Annotated in this window: 16 protein-coding genes and 1 tRNA gene; 8 read left to right on the top strand and 9 right to left on the bottom strand. The window is 62.1% G+C overall.

The features are described 5' to 3' along the window. Positions 1–100: 100 nt before the first annotated feature. Positions 101–1,765, top strand: a complete 1,665-nt coding sequence (locus TM49_RS17720; protein WP_045683205.1) for an NAD+ synthase — start codon at positions 101–103, stop codon at positions 1,763–1,765. A 268-nt stretch (positions 1,766–2,033) separates the two neighbouring features. Here TM49_RS17720 and TM49_RS17715 read toward each other — a convergent pair whose 3' ends face one another. Then, on the bottom strand, positions 2,034–2,633 hold the full coding sequence (locus tag TM49_RS17715; protein WP_045683203.1) for a glutathione S-transferase: 600 nt from the start codon (positions 2,631–2,633) through the stop codon (positions 2,034–2,036). Between the two features lie 9 nt (positions 2,634–2,642). After that, positions 2,643–3,500 carry a 23S rRNA (adenine(2030)-N(6))-methyltransferase RlmJ gene (locus TM49_RS17710; protein ID WP_045683201.1) on the bottom strand — a complete coding sequence of 286 codons (858 nt, stop codon included), beginning with the start codon at positions 3,498–3,500 and terminating at the stop codon, positions 2,643–2,645. Between the two features lie 101 nt (positions 3,501–3,601). Between TM49_RS17710 and TM49_RS17705 the strand changes: the two genes are divergently transcribed. Further along, a complete protein-coding gene (locus TM49_RS17705; RefSeq protein WP_045683199.1) occupies positions 3,602–4,195 on the top strand; it encodes an NUDIX domain-containing protein in 594 nt (197 codons plus the stop codon). On the opposite strand, the gene TM49_RS17700 is transcribed toward TM49_RS17705, so the two are convergent. Then, positions 4,183–5,748, bottom strand: a complete 1,566-nt coding sequence (locus TM49_RS17700) for a hypothetical protein (protein ID WP_144409605.1) — start codon at positions 5,746–5,748, stop codon at positions 4,183–4,185. The genes TM49_RS17705 and TM49_RS17700 overlap by 13 nt on opposite strands. A 152-nt stretch (positions 5,749–5,900) precedes the next feature. Then, positions 5,901–6,674: an NAD kinase gene (locus tag TM49_RS17695; RefSeq protein WP_045683196.1), complete on the bottom strand. Its 774-nt coding sequence runs from the start codon at positions 6,672–6,674 to the stop codon at positions 5,901–5,903. Positions 6,675–6,846: 172 nt separating this feature from the next. On the opposite strand from TM49_RS17695, the gene TM49_RS17690 reads away from it, so the two are divergent. Beyond that, a tRNA-Thr gene (locus tag TM49_RS17690) sits at positions 6,847–6,922 on the top strand. A 193-nt stretch (positions 6,923–7,115) separates the two neighbouring features. Further along, on the top strand, positions 7,116–8,675 hold the full coding sequence (gene tig, locus TM49_RS17685; RefSeq protein WP_045685430.1) for a trigger factor: 1,560 nt from the start codon (positions 7,116–7,118) through the stop codon (positions 8,673–8,675). A 59-nt stretch (positions 8,676–8,734) separates the two neighbouring features. Here the strand turns inward: tig and TM49_RS17680 are convergent, their stop codons facing one another. The 5 genes from TM49_RS17680 to sfsA all read right to left on the bottom strand — a co-directional run bounded on the left by TM49_RS17680 (position 8,735) and on the right by sfsA (position 13,537). Beyond that, entirely contained in the window at positions 8,735–9,547 is an 813-nt protein-coding gene (locus tag TM49_RS17680) for an aminoglycoside phosphotransferase family protein (RefSeq protein ID WP_045683194.1), read from the bottom strand. A 15-nt stretch (positions 9,548–9,562) separates the two neighbouring features. Continuing rightward, positions 9,563–10,978, bottom strand: a complete 1,416-nt coding sequence (sthA, locus tag TM49_RS17675; protein WP_045683192.1) for a Si-specific NAD(P)(+) transhydrogenase — start codon at positions 10,976–10,978, stop codon at positions 9,563–9,565. Positions 10,979–11,164: 186 nt separating this feature from the next. Continuing rightward, on the bottom strand, positions 11,165–11,962 hold the full coding sequence (gene radC, locus TM49_RS17670) for a RadC family protein (protein ID WP_045683190.1): 798 nt from the start codon (positions 11,960–11,962) through the stop codon (positions 11,165–11,167). Positions 11,963–11,978: 16 nt separating this feature from the next. Then, complete coding sequence (gene map / locus TM49_RS17665) at positions 11,979–12,800, bottom strand: type I methionyl aminopeptidase (RefSeq protein WP_045683188.1); 822 nt, start codon at positions 12,798–12,800, stop codon at positions 11,979–11,981. A gap of 29 nt (positions 12,801–12,829) precedes the next feature. Then, on the bottom strand, positions 12,830–13,537 hold the full coding sequence (sfsA, locus tag TM49_RS17660; protein WP_045683186.1) for a DNA/RNA nuclease SfsA: 708 nt from the start codon (positions 13,535–13,537) through the stop codon (positions 12,830–12,832). 98 nt (positions 13,538–13,635) lie between these two features. Between sfsA and TM49_RS17655 the strand changes: the two genes are divergently transcribed. The 4 genes from TM49_RS17655 to TM49_RS23695 all read left to right on the top strand — a co-directional run bounded on the left by TM49_RS17655 (position 13,636) and on the right by TM49_RS23695 (position 16,887). Then, the gene (locus tag TM49_RS17655; RefSeq protein WP_045683184.1) at positions 13,636–13,818 is read left to right on the top strand and encodes a hypothetical protein; all 183 of its coding nucleotides are present in this window, start codon (positions 13,636–13,638) and stop codon (positions 13,816–13,818) included. Between the two features lie 148 nt (positions 13,819–13,966). Then, complete coding sequence (locus tag TM49_RS17650) at positions 13,967–15,184, top strand: LL-diaminopimelate aminotransferase (protein ID WP_045683181.1); 1,218 nt, start codon at positions 13,967–13,969, stop codon at positions 15,182–15,184. A gap of 141 nt (positions 15,185–15,325) precedes the next feature. Then, positions 15,326–16,639 (top strand): homoserine dehydrogenase, encoded by a 1,314-nt coding sequence (locus TM49_RS17645; protein ID WP_045683179.1) that lies wholly within the window; start codon positions 15,326–15,328, stop codon positions 16,637–16,639. An 83-nt stretch (positions 16,640–16,722) separates the two neighbouring features. Beyond that, positions 16,723–16,887, top strand: a complete 165-nt coding sequence (locus tag TM49_RS23695; RefSeq protein WP_158498659.1) for a hypothetical protein — start codon at positions 16,723–16,725, stop codon at positions 16,885–16,887. Positions 16,888–16,917 lie beyond the last annotated feature (30 nt).

The raw sequence follows: 16,917 nt of genomic DNA, 5'->3' as shown, positions 1-16,917 counted from the left end.
CGCCCGGCAAGATAAGTTGGCCGGGGAGGCGATTGCGGTTTGATTTTTGCCGCAAAACATGGTGTCCATCGCTCGTGTCAGAACAGCAGGCGGAATTCCCATGGCTCCGAACCGTATGAAAATCGCACTCGCGCAGCTCAACCCGACGGTGGGCGATATCGCCGGCAACCTCGAGAAGCTGAGGCATGCCCGTAAGCTGGCGGCGGAAAAGGGCGCGGACCTGTTGCTGTCCACCGAACTCTTCATCTCCGGCTATCAACCCGAAGATCTCGTCATGAAGCCCGCCTTTCTCACAGCCTGTCTGAAGGCCGTGGAGGAACTGGCTGCCGATACCGCCGATGGCGGCCCGGGCGTCATCGTCGGCTTCCCACGCCAGGGCGAGGCAGGGCGGCACAACGCCGTCGCCGTGCTCGATGGCGGCGCCATCATTGCGATCCGCGACAAGGTTGACCTTCCGAACTACGGCGAATTTGACGAGAAGCGGGTGTTTGTGCCGGGCGAGATGCCGGGGCCGGTGAACTTTCGCGGCGTGCGGATTGGAATTCCGATCTGCGAGGATATCTGGGGCGAACTCGGCGTCTGCGAGACGCTGGCAGAGAGCGGTGCAGAGTTGCTGCTTTCGCCGAACGGTTCGCCCTATTATCGCGGCAAGGTCGATGTCCGCCACCAGGTGGTGCTGAAGCAGGTCATCGAGACTGGCCTGCCGCTCGTTTACCTCAACACGCTCGGCGGTCAGGACGAACTGGTGTTTGATGGCGCGAGCTTCGGTTTCAATGCCGACCGCACGCTTGCCTTCCAGATGCCGCAGTTCGCCGCCGACATCTTCATGTCCGAGTGGGAGCGGGACGGCCAGGGCTGGCGCATAGCGCAGGGACCTGTCGCGGCTTTGCCGCTGGGGGAAGATTCCGACTACCGCGCCTGCGTGCTGGGCTTTGCCGACTACGTCAACAAGAATGGCTTCAAGGGGGTGGTGCTCGGCCTTTCCGGCGGTATCGATTCGGCGCTGTGCGCGGCGATCGCCGTCGATGCACTCGGTCCGGAGCGCGTCCACTGCGTCATGCTGCCTTACCGCTACACCTCCGAGGATTCGCTGAAGGACGCCGCCGATTGCGCCAAGGCGCTCGGCTGCCGCTATGATATCGTGCCGATCGAGGAGCCGGTCACGGGCTTTCTGTCGACCTTGTCGGACCTTTTCGAAGGAACCGAGGAGGGGATCACCGAGGAAAATCTGCAGAGCCGCACCCGCGGCACCATCCTGATGGCGATCTCCAACAAGTTCGGCGCCATGGTGGTGACAACCGGCAACAAGTCGGAGATGTCGGTCGGCTACGCGACGCTTTACGGCGACATGAACGGCGGCTTTAACCCGATCAAGGATCTCTACAAGATGCAGGTCTACGGCATTTCCGCCTGGCGCAACGGCGCCCGTCCGGAAGGCATGCACGGGCCCGAGAAAGACGCCATTCCGCAGAACATCATCGACAAGAAGCCGTCCGCCGAACTGCGCCCCAACCAGACCGACCAGGATTCGCTGCCGCCCTATCCGGTGCTGGACGATATCCTGGAATGCCTGGTGGAGAGGGAGATGTCAGTCGAGGCGATCGTCGCACGCGGCCACGACGTCGAGACGGTTCACCGTGTCGAGCATCTGCTCTACATCGCCGAATACAAGCGTCGCCAATCGGCGCCGGGCGTGAAGATCACCAAGAAGAATTTCGGCCGCGACCGCCGCTACCCGATCACCAACCGCTTCCGCGACCGGTGACTTTTTTCATAGCTTGTGTCCAAGCGAGTTGCTTGTGAGCTCTTGCGCTCCGACTATTCTCTCCCGCTTGCGGGAGAGATGTCGCGAGAGCGACAGTGAGGGTGATGCAGCAACTCGGTCAGTGAGGGCGCTCGAGCGGAAAGGCCGACCCTCACTCCCCCTTCGGGGGATCTCTCCCCGCCGGGGAGAGAGGGTTTGGTGGCTTTGCGGCTAACCTTGTGGAACTGCCCCTGCCTCGAAGGCGCGATTATGAAATGGCGATCGTGCCTCAGCCCTGCGGTTTCAGCGCATGAAATTCGGGAAACCGCTCTTCAAATGCGGCCGGCCATTGCGTCAGGCGCACGCGGTGCTGCTCCCAGGCACCGGGAAAGCGCAGCATCAGATAGGCGAGCAGGCTCGCAAGTGCGAAGTGCCCCGCATTCAGGCGCTTGCCGAAGTCCGGTGGGTTGGCGTCGAGCCAGTCGAGGCCGCGCATGGCCTTGTCCCACTGCCGGTCAACCCAGGGCTGGTGATAGGTTTCGGGTGTGCGGAAGCGTTTTTCGTAGACGCAGAGCACCAGCGCATCGCAGATGCCGTCGCAGAGTGCTTCCATGCGCTCGACGAGAACGCGCTTTTCCGGCGAACGCGGATAGAGCCAGCGTTCCTCATCAAGGCCGTCGAGATAATGCATGATGGTGCGGCTGTCGTAGAGCGTCAGCCCATCGTCGGTAATGAGCGTCGGGATCTTGCCGAGCGGATTGGCATCGAGCAGATCGGCGGGATTGTCGCCGGTCGCGACATGGATTTCCTCGAAATCGGCGCCGACATGGTGAAGCGCCATGCGCACCTTGGCGGAGTAGGGCGAAGCGGCCGCGCAGAGAAGTTTCATTGGAGGTCCTTAGTCTGTTTCGATGGTCTCACCGGCAATGGTGACGACGCGGCAACTGGCGGCGCGATCCTGGGCGAGTGTTTGTTTCAGGAATGGCAGCATTTTATGGAGTTCTGCCGCAAGCGTATAGGGCGGATTGACGATGATGACGCCGGAGCCGGCGAGGCCCTCGTCGCCACTCCTGACAGAGAGTTCGGCGGCGATGATCTTGGGGATGCCGAGACCCTTCAGCGCTGCGTGGAAGGCGTCGGTCGGCGCACCCTTCTTGATCGGATACCAGAGGCAATAAGTGCCGGTGGCAAAGCGGCGGTAGGCGCGCGCAAGTCCCTCGACGAGCCGTTCGAACTCGCCTTCCTTCTCAAACGGCGGGTCGACCAGAATGATGGCGCGACGCTCTTTCGGCGGAAGGTGGCTGGCGAGCGTCAGCCAGCCGTCGAGCTTCGTTGCCCGCACCTGGTGGTCGCCCTCGAAGAGCGCGTGCAGCGTTTCGAAATCGGCCTCGTGCAGCTCCATCAGCGACAGCCGGTCCTGCTTGCGCATCAGGGAGCGGGCCAGAAGCGGTGAGCCGGGGTAGGTGGTGACACCGCCCTCCGGGTTCAGTGCGCGCACGGTATCGATATAGGGGGCAAGCAGAGGCACGATCTCATCGGGAATATCGGCGGCCATCAGCCGGCCGATGCCGTCCTGCCATTCGCCGGTTTTCTGCGCCTCGACGCCGGCAAGGTCATAGCGGCCGATGCCGGCATGGGTATCGAGAATACGGAACGCGGCATCCTTGTTCTGGGAATAGGTGATGAGCCGGGCGAAAACCGCATGCTTCAGCACATCGGCGAAATTGCCGGCGTGATAGATATGTCGGTAGTTCATCGCGTCCTCGCATTGCGTTTGCCGTTGCGTTTATTATGAGTGTCGTTGCTTGTTTACAAGCGGAGCTTCCGCTTCGCGCTTTTTCAAAAAAGGGAATTTTCATGTCGACCGATCGGGTTTCGATCCTCAGCACGAAGACGCTTTACAAGGGGTGGAGCACCCTCGTGGAATATGTATTCCGCTACCGCGCGGCCGATGGCAGCGAAACCGAGCGCTCCTGGGAGGTCTGCATGCGCCCGGAAGCATCAGCCGTGCTGGTCTATGACCGCGACCTCGGAAAGTTCGTGCTGGTCCGCCAGTTTCGCGTTCCTGTCTACGCTGCGGGCCTTGGCGACGGTTTCCTGATCGAAGCTGCTGCCGGCTTGATCGACGCGGGCGAGACGCCTGAACAGGCGGCGATCCGCGAGGCGGGCGAGGAGACGGGTTACAGGATCGAGACGCTCATCCCGGTCAGCGCGGTTGTCTCCGCACCGGGCCTGATGACCGAACGCGTGCATTGCTATTTCGCGATCGCGGACGAGAGCATGCGGATCGGCGATGGCGGCGGGCTCGCGGACGAGCATGAGGATATCGAACTCGTGGCCTTCACGCTCGACGAGGCGATGGCGATGGTCGCTTCCGGCAAGATTGCCGATGCCAAGACGGTGGTCCTGCTGCAATGGGCGGCACTTAACCGCGACACTTATGGCTTCTGAGTGCCGGCGCCGGCTTTTTCAAAGGTGGCGAGGTAGCGTGGCACCTGGAGCGTGTCGAAGCCGATGGCGACGAGTTGCCTGTTTTCTTCAAGGGTGGCGTTGAGCGCGGCGAAATTGCCAGGCCCGTAAGTTGGCGTCGAGAGGGGAATGTCTATGGCCGACAGGCGTTCCATTATGCCGTCCCGCGTTCCCCAGTTGCCCATTGTCTGCTCCGTCTTCTCGAGCCAGTGGCGCAAGTGCTGGACAAGCTCGACAGTGTCGCGCACGAGCGGCTGCCTGGGATAATATATCGCCATCACGTCCGCGGTGAAATTCGCCGTTGGCTCCTCGGCATAAACCCGCAGGGAGATGATGTCGGGTCGGTCCGCGATGGGCGCGAGCGCTTCGACGTCGAGCGCTGCAACCGTCCGACGCTCGAGCCGCGTGATCGTCGTCTCTGGTGATCCCCACAGCGCTGCCTGCCGGCTGGGCGAAAGGGCGCCGGTATAGTCAAGCATGCCCGCCGCCTCGCTCGTGCCATCGAGGTCTGGATGTTCGGCATGGGGGTAAAGGGAAAAGGCGCCGTCCTTCGGAAGATAGTAAAGCGAAAACCGGGTTGTTACGAAGTGTTCGAGCAGGTCGGCCACGGTGTCCTTTTGCGCAGGCGTTGCATTCTTCCAGACATATTTTGTAAGGAACCGAAAGCCGCGATCCTGATCGAGAATCCACCGATGCAGCCGGTCCGGTGCTTCCGGAATGGGTGTGGACAGTCGGCTGATGGCCGAGGCAAAGATGCGATCCGTGTAGCGCAGCGGCATATCGGCATGAATGTTGTTGCCGTTGGTGTCGACGAACATCTTGATGATTTTTCCGCTATCGCCGATGTCGCCGCCACCGAGCATGGCGCCGGTATAACGATCGCGGGGCCCCCACAGACCGGTCTCGGGGTCCTGATTGTCATAGAACCACTGATAGAATGCGTGTTTCCAGTCTTCGGAGAAGCCATAGAATCCGAGCCGCTCGTCCTGCTCGATCAGATCCTGCAGCTCTATCGCACTGACGAAGGCCGGTTTGATCAGCCTGCCGACCCAGCCGACGCGGGAAACGTCATCGAGCATGGCCTCAAGCGTCTCGGGCGTAGCGATGCTTTCCAGAAAGTTGAGCGGGTAGAGAAGCGAAAACGGTCTGTCGGCCTCCAGTGAGAGCCTTTCGATGAGATTGATCATATTGGCCGTCACTCCGATAAAAGCGACAGGCGGGTCGGTGTCATTGGGATAGAAGGCGCCGGTTAGTGGGTTCTGGAGCCTTCGGTAGAATGCCAGTTCTTCGTCCGGAGTTTCGAAGACGGGCACTTTCACTAGGCCTCCACGGTCAGTCATTTCGGTGTGCACGCGGTTGAGCGCCGTAAGTCCCTTTCGGTAGGCTCCGGTGTCAAGATAATAGGAGATGCTCAGCATTTCGAATTCGAAGGGCGCCAGATAATACCCTTCTTCCTTGAGGGTCTCGTTGGCCGCGAATATCTCCCTGACCTTGAGCATCTGGCTTCCGAACCACAGCCCGCCGCCGAGCAGCACCACCACAATGAGCGATGCCAACAGATAAATCGGCGTCCTCCAGCCACGCATTGCAGCCTCCGTCATCCGTTCTTCGCTGAAAACGGAAGAGGTTATCTTCGCGCCGATGGCTGCTTCTGTCCTTGATCCTGTTCAAGTGCGCGATGACGCACTCAGTCGGAAAATTGCTCGGCCAGAATCCGTTCCGACCAGGAGCGGTTCGGGTCGGAGAGCACCTTGGCGCGGGCCTCCGGGTCCTGCTCGATGCGGACCCTGAGCACGTGCTCGACCACGGTGTGGTCGGCAAAGGCGTTGACCCAGCGCTTTTCCGGTTCCAGCACTTCGATATCGACCACAGAACTGTTCGGCAGAAGCGCGCCGCGCCAGCGGCGTGGGCGGAAGGCGCTGATCGGGGTGATGGCGAGGAGCGGGGCTTCCAGCGGAATGATCGGACCGTGGACGGAGAGATTGTAGGCGGTCGAGCCCGCCGGCGTGGCGACGAGAATGCCGTCGCAGGCAAGTTCCGGCAGCCGCTCCCTGCCATCGACATTGACCCTGAGCTTGGCCGCCTGGTGCGATTGGCGCAGCAGCGAAACCTCGTTGATGGCAAGCGCAATGGACGAGGTGCCGTCGGCATTCTCCGTGGTCATGCGCAGCGGGCGCAGGCGATTGACCACGGCGGCCTCAAGCCGCTCATGCAGGTTTTCGAGAGAGTACTCGTTCATCAGGAAGCCGACCGAACCTCGGTTCATGCCGTAGATGGCCGTGTCGGAGTTCATCAGTTCGTGCAGCGTCTGCAGCATGAAGCCGTCGCCGCCGAGCGCGACAATATAGTCTGCCTCCTCTGCCGGCACATTGCCGTAGCGGGCGGTAAGTTCGCCGAGGGCTTTCTGGGCGTCCTCTGCTTCCGACGCCGTGAAGCAGAGAGAGGGTGATGCTTTGGACATAATGAAGAATCCGTTGGCCGCCAGATGATCTGCGGGGGCAGATCACCCGAGGCGGGCCGGTTTTGCAAGCCCCGGGTGGGAATGAACTTGCGCTAAGCTTTCAAAATACGCGCGAAACCGCTCATTTTTTCGTTTTACAGCCGGAGCAAATCTGCTAGGTGGCATGGCCAATGCCCTTGTAGCTCAGTTGGTAGAGCATCTGATTTGTAATCAGAGGGTCGCGGGTTCGAATCCTGCCGGGGGCACCAAGCCGCTTTCCGGGCGCCGAAACCGGCGTTGTCGCGCCTCGACAAAACGGCCGCCCGAGCGCCATTTTGCCCAAGTGTTCAAAAGCTTGCCAAAATGCCGAGGATATTGCATGAAGTCGCGCCCGGCCTCGCCGGCCTTTTGTGCGCATGAAACCACACGGCCCGTGGGCCGAGATGAAATGAAGGTATGGATATGCAGGTAACCGAAACGCTCGCCGAAGGGCTGAAGCGCGAAATCAAGATCACAGTTCCTGCGGATGATCTCAAGGCGCGGATGAACGAGCGCCTCGCAGACGCCAAGGACAAGGTCCGCATCAACGGTTTTCGTCCCGGCAAGGTTCCGCTGTCGCATCTGAAGCGCATGTACGGCAAGTCGATCATGGCCGAGATCATCAACGAGACGCTGCAGCAGCAGCCGCAGGTCGTGATCAACGACCGTGGCGAGCGCGCCGCAGGCCAGCCGAAGATCGACATGACCGAGGACGAGGCCGAGGCCAACAAGGTTCTCGAAGGTGAAGCCGATTTCGAATTCACCGTCTCCTACGAAATCCTGCCGACCTTCGAACTGCAGCCGACCGACGGCCTGAAGGTCGAGCGTCCGGTTGTCGAGATTTCCGAAGAGGAAGTCGAGGAGCAGGTCAAGGCGATCGCCGAGAATGCCCGCGAATACGAGACCAAGAAGGGCAAGGCCGCCGACGGCGACCGCGTCACCATCGATTACGTCGGCAAGATCGACGGCGAAGCCTTCGACGGCGGTACCGATACCGATTCCCAGCTCGTGCTTGGTTCGAACCGGTTCATTCCGGGCTTTGAAGAGCAGCTCGTCGGCGCCAAGGCTGGCGATGAGAAGCAGGTGAAGGTCACCTTCCCGGAAGACTATCCGGCCGCCCATCTCGCCGGCAAGGAAGCCACCTTCGACGTCACCGTCAAGGAAGTTGCGAGTGCCGGCGAACTCGAGATCAACGACGAACTGGCAGAAAAGCTTGGCCTCGAATCCGCCGAGCGCCTGCGCAACCTGGTTCGCGAGCAGATCGAAGGCCAGTACAACCAGTTCACCCGTCAGAAGGTCAAGCGTCAGATCCTCGACCAGCTCGACAGCCAGTACACGTTCGAAGCTCCGGAATCGCTCGTCGAGGCCGAGTTCGAGAACATCTGGCGTCAGGTCAATGCCGACCTGTCGCGTTCGGGCAAGACCTTCGAGGATGAAGACACCACCGAGGAAGAAGCCCGCGCCGACTATCGCAAGCTCGCCGAGCGTCGCGTCCGTCTCGGCCTCGTTCTCTCCGAAATGGGTGAGAAGGCCGGCGTTGAGGTTGGCGAAGAAGAAATGCAGCGTGCTCTCTACGACCAGATGCGCCAGTATCCGGGTCAGGAGCAGGAAATCCTGAAGTTCTTCCGCGAAACCCCCGGTGCCGCCGCTTCGCTGCGCGCTCCGATCTTCGAAGAAAAGGTTGTCGACCATCTTCTGGAAAACATCGACGTCAAGGACGTCACCGTTTCCAAGGAAGAGCTGATGGCTGACGACGAGGACGAAGTCGAAGCCGTGAAGTCCGACGACAAGCCGGCTGCCAAGAAGAAGGCCGCGCCGAAGAAGAAGGCTGCTCCGAAGAAGGCCGAAGCCAAGGAAGAGGCGCCTGCCGCCGAAGCCGCTGCTGAGGAAGCCGCTGCCGAGAAGAAGCCGGCTGCCAAGAAGGCTGCACCGAAGAAGAAGGCCGCTCCGAAGAAGAAGGCCGACGACGGCGCCGCCGAATAAGCGCATCTGTCGCACCGAGACGTTCAGAGCCCGCCCATCCGGCGGGCTCTTTGCATTTCTCAGCCCCGGTCGAGGCGGGCGATGGCGACTTGCCCGACGGTGAGCGGTATTTCGGCGAGCGGGTTCCGGTCTTCGATGAACCAGGCCGCCGAAAGCCCGCACCAGGCGATGACCGCGCGCAGCAGCCGTTCGGGGTCGAGGCCGGCGATATCGGCGACAAGCGCAAGCCGGGCAGCCAGGCGCTGCGGGTCGCGCGCCAACCGGGCTTCAGGGACATCGATGTCGGGGTTGCAAAACAGATTGGCGAAGTCGAAGGTCCGCTCGCCGACGAGCCCCTTGGGGTCGATGGCGAGAAAGCCGCGCGCACCGAAATCGAGAATATTGCCGTGATGAAGGTCGCCGTGGAGCGGGCGGATGTCGGCTGGTTCCGCAAGCAGGCGTTCGGCCTCGACCGCAGCCCGCTGCAGCATCGGCACCTCGGAAACGTTATCCAGCAATGAACGGAAATAGCGCCGGAGCGGCAGAAGTGCTGGCGCCGGGGCAGGGCGGTCGCGGTGCAGCCGGCCGGCCACGGTGCAGAACACCCGGCAGGCCTCGTCATCGGCGCCGGGAACGGCCATGTCGACCAGGGACCGGCCTGTCGTCGCGCGCTCCATCAGGATGGTGCTGCCGGCCCGCCTGAGTATGCGGGTGGCACCATCACCGTCCCACCAGGAGAGCAGGGCGGCGCCGGCTTCCTCTTCAGGATCCGTAAAGTGCTTCAGCATGGCCGGAGCGCCGTCGGCGATGACCGGCAGCAGGCTGCCGGTCGCCGTGATGATCGGCGACCCGTCGCGGGTCAGGTGCCAGTCCCTGAGGGTGGCCTCGAACATGGCCGTCCGCAGCGCCTATTCCTCTTCTTTGGAGGCCTCGAGCATCGCCATGCGGTTGTGAGCGTCGAGGCCGGCGATCTTGTAGGCTTCGGCCAGCGTCGGATAGTTGAAGGTGTTCTCGACGAAATATTCGACGGTTCCCTTCAGGTTCAGCACGGCCTGGCCGATGTGGATCAGCTCGGTGGCGCCTTCGCCGACGATGTGGACACCGAGGAGGCGGTGGGTCTTCAGCGAGAAGATCAGCTTCAGCAGACCGTTCTGCAGGCCCATGATGTGGCCACGCGAGGTCTCGCGGAAAAAGGCGACGCCACATTCATAGGGGATGCTGCGCTCCTGCACCTCTTCCTCCGTCATGCCGCAGGTCGACATTTCCGGCACGGCATAGATGCCATAGGGGAAGTACTGGGGCGGCTCCTGTGCCGCGGCGCCAACGGCGTGACGGGCAGCAATGCGGCCCTGTTCCATCGAGGTCGAGGCGAGCGCCGGGAAACCGATGACGTCGCCGGCGGCGTAGACGTGCGGCACATCGGTCTGGAAGGTAATCGGGTCGACCTTCAGCCGGCCGCGATGGTCGGCGGCAAGGCCGACGGCCTCGAGGTTCAGCGTGTCGGTCGCGCCCTGGCGGCCGGCGGCGAAGAGCACCGATTCGGCCATCAGCACCCGGCCGTTCTGCAGTGTGACGCGGGCGCGCTTCTCGTCGGTCTTCTCGACCTTGTCGGCGCCGGAGCCGAACAGCAGCTTGACGTTCCGGTCGCGCAGCTGTGCGGCGAAATTGTCGCGGATCTCGCGGTCGATGAAATCGAGCATGGTGTCGCGCGGCTCGACCACGGTCACCTGGGTGTCGAGCGCCGAAAAGATCGTCGCATATTCGATGCCGATCACGCCGGCGCCGACGACGATCATCGAGCGCGGGATTTCGGGGATGTTGAGCAGTTCGTCACTATCCATCACCGTCTTGCCGTCGAAGGGAACGTTCGGCGGGCGATAGGGGCGGGTGCCGACGGCGATCAGCACGGCTTCGGCATGAACGCGCTGGATTTCACCGGTGTCCTTCTCGATCTCGATCGTGTGGGCATCGACGAAATGGGCAAAGCCGCGGAGCTGGTCGACGCGGTTGCGCTCGAACTGCCATTCCAGAACATCGATCTCGTAGTCGAGCGTCTTGATCAGACGGGCGCGCAGGTCGTCGGCGGTAATCTTGTGTTTGACGCGGTAGGAGCGGCCGTAGAAGCCGCGCTCGCGCCAGCCGGTGAGGTTCAGCACGGTTTCGCGCAGCGTCTTGGAGGGAATGGTGCCGGTGTGAACCGAAACGCCGCCCACCTGCGAGCCCTTGTCGATGACGAGAGCCGATTTGCCGAGCTTGGCGGCCTGAACGGCGGCGCGGCGGCCAGCCGGTCCGCTGCCGATCACGACCAGATCGTAAGAATCCATGAAAACTACCCCGATTTGGTTCTTGAAGTGCCCGATGCCTCGGGCGCTCGTGACAGTCTTAATACGTTTGCAGGCGAAATGAAAACCGTCGGGCCGTCCCGACGGCGGAAAGTTTTTGCGGCGCGATACCGGTCCTATCGTCGGATTGTGATGGTTTCATTAAGCCTCCGGCCGCCTCCCGAGGGGTCAGATCAGCTTCTGACCCTTGAAGCTGACATAGCCGTCGCGGCCGATGATGATGTGATCGTGGATGGTGATCCCAAGCGGAGCCGCCGAGGCGATGATCATCTTGGTCATGTCGATATCGGCGCGCGACGGCGTCGGATCGCCTGACGGATGGTTGTGGACGAGAATGATGGCGGTCGCGGAGAGTTCGAGCGCGCGCTTGACCACTTCGCGCGGGTAGACGGGTGTGTGGTCGATCGTGCCGATCCCCTGGATTTCGTCAGCGATCAGCTTGTTGCGCTTGTCGAGCAACAGGAGGCGGAACTGTTCGCGGGTTTCATGCGCCATCGCCGCAGTGCAGTAGTCGATGACCGAGGACCAGGAGCCGAGCACCGGCCGGTCCTTCAGCGAGCTCTTGAGGCTGCGCTGGGCGAGCGCCGACATGAGCTTGAGGTCGAAGGCGACGGCCTCGCCGATGCCGGGCACTTCCTGCAGCCGTTCCGCCGGCGCCCCGAAGACGCCGCCAAGCGAGCCGAAGCGATCGATCAACGCCTTGGCAATCGGCTTGGTGTCGCGCCGGGGGATCAGCCGGAACAGCAGAAGTTCGAGGATTTCATAGTCTGCCAGCGCATTGGCACCGCTATCACGGAAGCGGGCCCTGAGCCTGTCGCGGTGACCGTGATAGTGGCTCGGCTCCTCGTGCTTGCGGCGCTCGCCAAAGGTTTGTTCCGGCTGCTGGTCGGCAAAGAACAGGCGTTCGTCCGCGGCGCCTGGGGCGCCATCCGTGCCGTCCTCCCGTGCTGCCGGTTTTCGCGCCATGGAACCCCGTCTTTTCTCAAAGCCCCGGTCGGTCAAGCCCGCCGGGCGAAAGCGTGAAGACCTCGCAGCCGTCCTTGGTCACGCCCACGCAGTGCTCGTATTGTGCCGAGAGCGACCGATCGCGGGTCACCGCCGTCCAGCCGTCGGACAGCACCTTCACATGCGGCTTGCCGAGGTTCAGCATCGGCTCGATCGTGAAGATCATGCCTTCCTTCAGCACCGGCCCCTCGTTCGCGTGCCCGTAATGCAGGATGTTGGGCGTGTCATGAAACAGGCGGCCGACGCCGTGTCCGCAGAAATCGCGCACCACCGAACAACGTTCGTTCTCTGCATAGGTCTGGATCGCCTCGCCGATCGCGCCGGTTCGGGCGCCGGGCTTCACCGCGGCAATACCGAGCAGCAGCGATTCATAGGTGACTTCGAGCAGGCGTTCGGCGGCACGTTTGATCTGGCCGACCGGGTACATCCGGCTGGAATCGCCATACCAGCCGTCTTGCACATAGGTGACATCGACATTGACGATATCGCCTTCGCGCAGCGGCTTGGCATTCGGCATGCCGTGGCAGACCACGTGGTTGATCGAGGTGCAGCTCGAATACTTGTAGCCGCGATAATTCAGTGTGGCGGGGTAGACGCCGTGATCGAGGCCGAATTCCAGCACGAAGCGGTCAATCGCGTCCGTCGTCACGCCGGGGACGATGAGGTCGGCAAGTCCATCGAGGCAGCGCGCGGTGATGCCGCAAATCTCGCGCATGCGCTCGAACGCCTCCGCGTCATAGAGCCGGATGGAACCGTCGTTCTTCAGCGGCGCTTTCGCCGCATCGATATATGTCACCATGTTGTTTCTTACCGTTCGCGCAGAAGCGCTTACATGTTATCGATTGCCACTTTAGCATGTGGCGCGATGCTGTCACGGGTCACCGTGCATTTTATGGCGTAGGCCTCGACCCCCGCTGCCATTGCCGAGTTGAACACCGCCGCATAGACGGGGTCAAGATCGCTTGCGATTTTGAAGCTCTCGCAGTCTCCGCGCTGAATCAGATAGACCATCGCAGCACGATGTCCAGCCGCGACCATGGCCGAAAGCTCGCCAAGATGGCGGACGCCACGCGCCGTGGCGGTATCCGGAAATTCGGCAACGCCGGGCGTGCGAATGAAATGGACATTCTTCACCTCGACATAAAGGTCGGACCGGTCATTTGCGGAGAGCAGAAGGTCGATCCGGCTTTTCTGCCCGTATTTCTGTTCGCGCCTGAGCATCGGATAGTCCGCGAAATCGGAAATCAGACCCGCGGCGATCGCTTCCTCTGCGAGTCGGTTCGGCAGGCCGGTATTGACGCCGACCGTGGTGCCGTCCGCCTCGATCAGTTCGAAGCGATGCGGATATTTGCGTTTGCCGTCATCATTGCGGGAGAGGAAGATGCGCGAACCGGGATCGGTGAGGCCGAGCATGGAGCCGGTGTTGGGGCAGGAACCGGTGATCGTCTCACCGCTTTCCTCGAGCACCGCATCGAACAGAAATCGCTTGTAGCGTTTTATCAGGCGGGCGGGTATGAGCGGGGGATCGAACAGCATGGCCTCTTCATGCCGTTTGCGGCGACGGAAGGCAAGGCTTGCTGCGGCGCCTCAAAAAAGGCAATCTTCCGGCCGGTCATCAGTGAAAGGTTCCGCTCATGAGGCTCGTTCTCGCATTCGCACTCACCGCCTCGCTTGCCGGGCTTTCGGCCTGCGCGAATGGCTGCGGCAATCCGGATGTGTGCAACACCGGAACCGCCGCCTATGAGCAGCTGACGCCGGATCAGATCAGCTCCATGACCACCGAACTCAACGCGCTGGCCAAGACGCCGGACCCATAAGGCATCCGCATAAACCAATTATCAGGGTTTTTGCCGCAAAAATGTCGCATGGGAGGAGGAATCTTGCGTCGAGCGCCGAGATTTCTCTCTCGTTTCGGGGTTCCTTCGATTATAGAGAGACGATCCCACATTCCAAAAGAGGAAGAAAATGGAAGAGTTCCACAAGGTCAGGCGACTGCCGCCGTATGTTTTCGAACAGGTCAACCGTTTGAAGGCAAGCGCGCGAGCGGCGGGCGCCGATATCATCGACCTTGGCATGGGCAATCCTGATCTTCCGACCCCGCAGTCGATCGTCGACAAGCTGTGCGAAGTGGTCCAGGACCCGCGCACCCACCGCTATTCCTCGTCCAAGGGCATTCCCGGCCTGCGCCGCGCCCAGGCTGCCTATTACGCCCGTCGCTTCGGCGTGAAGCTCAACCCCGATGCCGAGGTCGTGGCGACGCTTGGCTCCAAGGAGGGCTTTGCCAATATGGCGCAGGCGATCACCGCGCCCGGTGACGTTATCCTTTGCCCCAACCCGACCTATCCGATCCACGCCTTCGGCTTCCTGATTGCCGGCGGTGTGATCCGTTCGATGTCGGTCGAACCCGATGACAGCTTCTTTGCGCCGCTCGAGCGGGCGGTGAAGCATTCGATCCCGAAGCCGCTGGCGCTGATCCTCAATTACCCGTCGAATCCGACGGCGCATGTGGCCAGCCTCGACTTCTACCGCGATGTCATCGCTTTCGCGCGAAAGCATGAAATCATTGTGCTTTCCGACCTCGCCTATGCCGAAATCTACTTCGGCAATGAGGCTCCGCCATCGGTGCTTCAGGTGCCGGGGGCGAAGGACGTCGCGGTCGAGTTCACCTCGATGTCGAAGACGTTTTCGATGCCGGGCTGGCGCATGGGCTTTGCGGTCGGTAACGAGCGGCTGATTTCGGCGCTCACCCGCGTCAAATCCTATCTCGACTACGGCGCCTTCACGCCGATCCAGGTTGCCGCAACGCAGGCGCTGAATGGCGACGGTTCGGATATCGAGGAAGTGCGCACCATCTACAAGAAGCGCCGCGACGTGATGATCGACAGTTTCGGAAAGGCCGGCTGGGATGTCACGCCGCCGGAAGCGACGATGTTCGCCTGGGCGAAAATCCCCGAGGCCTTCGCCTCGATGGGGTCGGTCGAGTTCTCCAAGCTGCTTATCGAGAAGGCCGATATCGCCGTTGCGCCGGGTCTCGGCTTCGGCGAGCAGGGCGATGATCATGTCCGTATCGCGCTGGTCGAAAACGAGCACCGCATCCGCCAGGCCGGTCGCAACCTCAAGCGGTTCCTGGCGTCCGCCGAACCGGTGCCCGGTAATGTCGTTGCGCTGAACGGCCGGCGCTGAACGCTCGGGTAGCCGGCGACTTGCCGCGGCTTGCGAAAAATCCTCGCATCCGAATGTTTCCTTTGCCCGGAATCCGCTCTAAAAGAAGCCGCGCGGCCGTTTGAAGCCGCGCGACTTGAAATCGGGCACTAGGATACCCCCATGGCAGATGCCTTGAAAATCGGCGTCGCCGGTCTTGGAACCGTCGGCGCCTCGCTTGTGCGTATCATCCGCGAACGGCAGGAGAAGCTTGAGATTTCCTGCGGCCGCGCCATCGAGGTCACAGCCGTCTCGGCGCGCGACCGAACCCGGGACCGCGGCGTCGACCTCTCCGGCATGACATGGTTCGATGATCCGCTCGACATGGCGAGGAATGCCGATATCGATGTGTTCGTCGAACTCATCGGCGGCGCCGGCGAGCCTGCGCGCGGCGCGGTGACGGCGGCGCTCGAGCGCGGCCTGCATGTGGTGACGGCGAACAAGGCGCTTCTGGCGCGAAACGGCGTGGCGCTTGCGGCACTTGCCGAGGAAAAGGGCGTGCTGCTGAACTTCGAAGCGGCGGTTGCCGGCGGCATTCCGGTGATCAAGGCGCTGCGCGAGTCGCTCACTGGCAACACGATTTCGCGCATCTACGGCATCATGAACGGCACCTGCAACTACATCCTGACCCGGATGGAGAAGGAGAAGCTGTCGTTCCAGGATTGCCTGACGGAGGCGCAGCGGCTCGGTTACGCGGAGGCCGATCCGAGCTTCGACATCGAGGGCAACGATACGGCGCACAAGCTTGCCATCCTGACCTCGCTCGCCTTCGGCTGCCAGATTTCCTGCGATGACATCTATATGGAAGGCATTTCCAACATCACGCAGGAAGACATTGTCGCCGCGGCAGAGCTTGGTTATCGCATCAAGCTCCTGGGCGTCGCCCAGCGCACCGAGGGTGGCGTCGAGCAGCGCGTCCATCCGACCATGGTGCCGCACGACACGGTGATCGCGCAGGTCGACGGCGTGACCAATGCGGTGGCGCTCGAATCCGATATTCTGGGCGATCTGCTGATGGTCGGTCCCGGTGCGGGCGGCGATGCCACGGCGTCTGCCGTGCTCGGCGACATTGCCGATATCGCCAAGTCCCAGCCCGGTGTACAGACCGTGCCGGCGCTCGGCCGGCCGGCCAAGACGCTGGAGCCCTACAAGCGCGCCCGCATGCGCAGCCACGAAGGCGGCTATTTCATCCGCATGCGCGTCGTAGACCGGATCGGCGTGATCGCCGCGATCGCGCGCCGCATGGCGGACAACCAGATCTCGCTCGAATCGATTGTCCAGCATTCCACAAACGGCGATCGCGAGGCCCCGACGAAGACCATCATCATGGTGACGCACGCCACCACCGAGCAGTCGGTGCGCGATGCCGTCAATGCGATGGAAAGCGACGGCTACATCGTCAAGAAGCCGCAGGTCATCCGCATCGAAAAACCCTGAACGGGGTATTCATCGGTCATTCACGCGCGGGGCGGCATATGCCTTCCCGGCTCCGAAGGGTCGGAGCCAAAGCGGGGTGAGTGATGCGGATGCACAAGGTGATCAGGGCTTACGGCGAGCCGGGAAAGCGGGAAGGCGTCCGTCGTGGCGCGAACGGCCGCGGCCGAAGCTGGGGGCTGGCTGCCATTGTCGCCGCATCACTCCTCTTCTGGTCCGTCTTCGCCTGGCTGATGTGGCAGGCGCTCTGAAGGCGCGGGCAGCTGGTCGCGTGAAACTTG

This window comes from Martelella endophytica (genome assembly GCF_000960975.1).
GTDB lineage: Bacteria > Pseudomonadota > Alphaproteobacteria > Rhizobiales > Rhizobiaceae > Martelella > Martelella endophytica.
The sequence above is the reverse complement of the archived record's forward strand: the minus strand, read 5'-3'. Positions and strand labels throughout refer to the sequence as shown.

Coding starts and splice junctions, on each gene's coding strand:
- TM49_RS17720 (WP_045683205.1), top strand. CDS start 101: ATGGCTCCGAACCGTATGAAAATCGCACTCGCGCAGCTCAACCCGACG.
- TM49_RS17715 (WP_045683203.1), bottom strand. CDS start 2,633: ATGAAACTTCTCTGCGCGGCCGCTTCGCCCTACTCCGCCAAGGTGCGC.
- TM49_RS17710 (WP_045683201.1), bottom strand. CDS start 3,500: ATGAACTACCGACATATCTATCACGCCGGCAATTTCGCCGATGTGCTG.
- TM49_RS17705 (WP_045683199.1), top strand. CDS start 3,602: ATGTCGACCGATCGGGTTTCGATCCTCAGCACGAAGACGCTTTACAAG.
- TM49_RS17695 (WP_045683196.1), bottom strand. CDS start 6,674: ATGTCCAAAGCATCACCCTCTCTCTGCTTCACGGCGTCGGAAGCAGAG.
- tig (WP_045685430.1), top strand. CDS start 7,116: ATGCAGGTAACCGAAACGCTCGCCGAAGGGCTGAAGCGCGAAATCAAG.
- TM49_RS17680 (WP_045683194.1), bottom strand. CDS start 9,547: ATGTTCGAGGCCACCCTCAGGGACTGGCACCTGACCCGCGACGGGTCG.
- sthA (WP_045683192.1), bottom strand. CDS start 10,978: ATGGATTCTTACGATCTGGTCGTGATCGGCAGCGGACCGGCTGGCCGC.
- radC (WP_045683190.1), bottom strand. CDS start 11,962: ATGGCGCGAAAACCGGCAGCACGGGAGGACGGCACGGATGGCGCCCCA.
- map (WP_045683188.1), bottom strand. CDS start 12,800: ATGGTGACATATATCGATGCGGCGAAAGCGCCGCTGAAGAACGACGGT.
- sfsA (WP_045683186.1), bottom strand. CDS start 13,537: ATGCTGTTCGATCCCCCGCTCATACCCGCCCGCCTGATAAAACGCTAC.
- TM49_RS17655 (WP_045683184.1), top strand. CDS start 13,636: ATGAGGCTCGTTCTCGCATTCGCACTCACCGCCTCGCTTGCCGGGCTT.
- TM49_RS17650 (WP_045683181.1), top strand. CDS start 13,967: ATGGAAGAGTTCCACAAGGTCAGGCGACTGCCGCCGTATGTTTTCGAA.
- TM49_RS17645 (WP_045683179.1), top strand. CDS start 15,326: ATGGCAGATGCCTTGAAAATCGGCGTCGCCGGTCTTGGAACCGTCGGC.
- TM49_RS23695 (WP_158498659.1), top strand. CDS start 16,723: ATGCGGATGCACAAGGTGATCAGGGCTTACGGCGAGCCGGGAAAGCGG.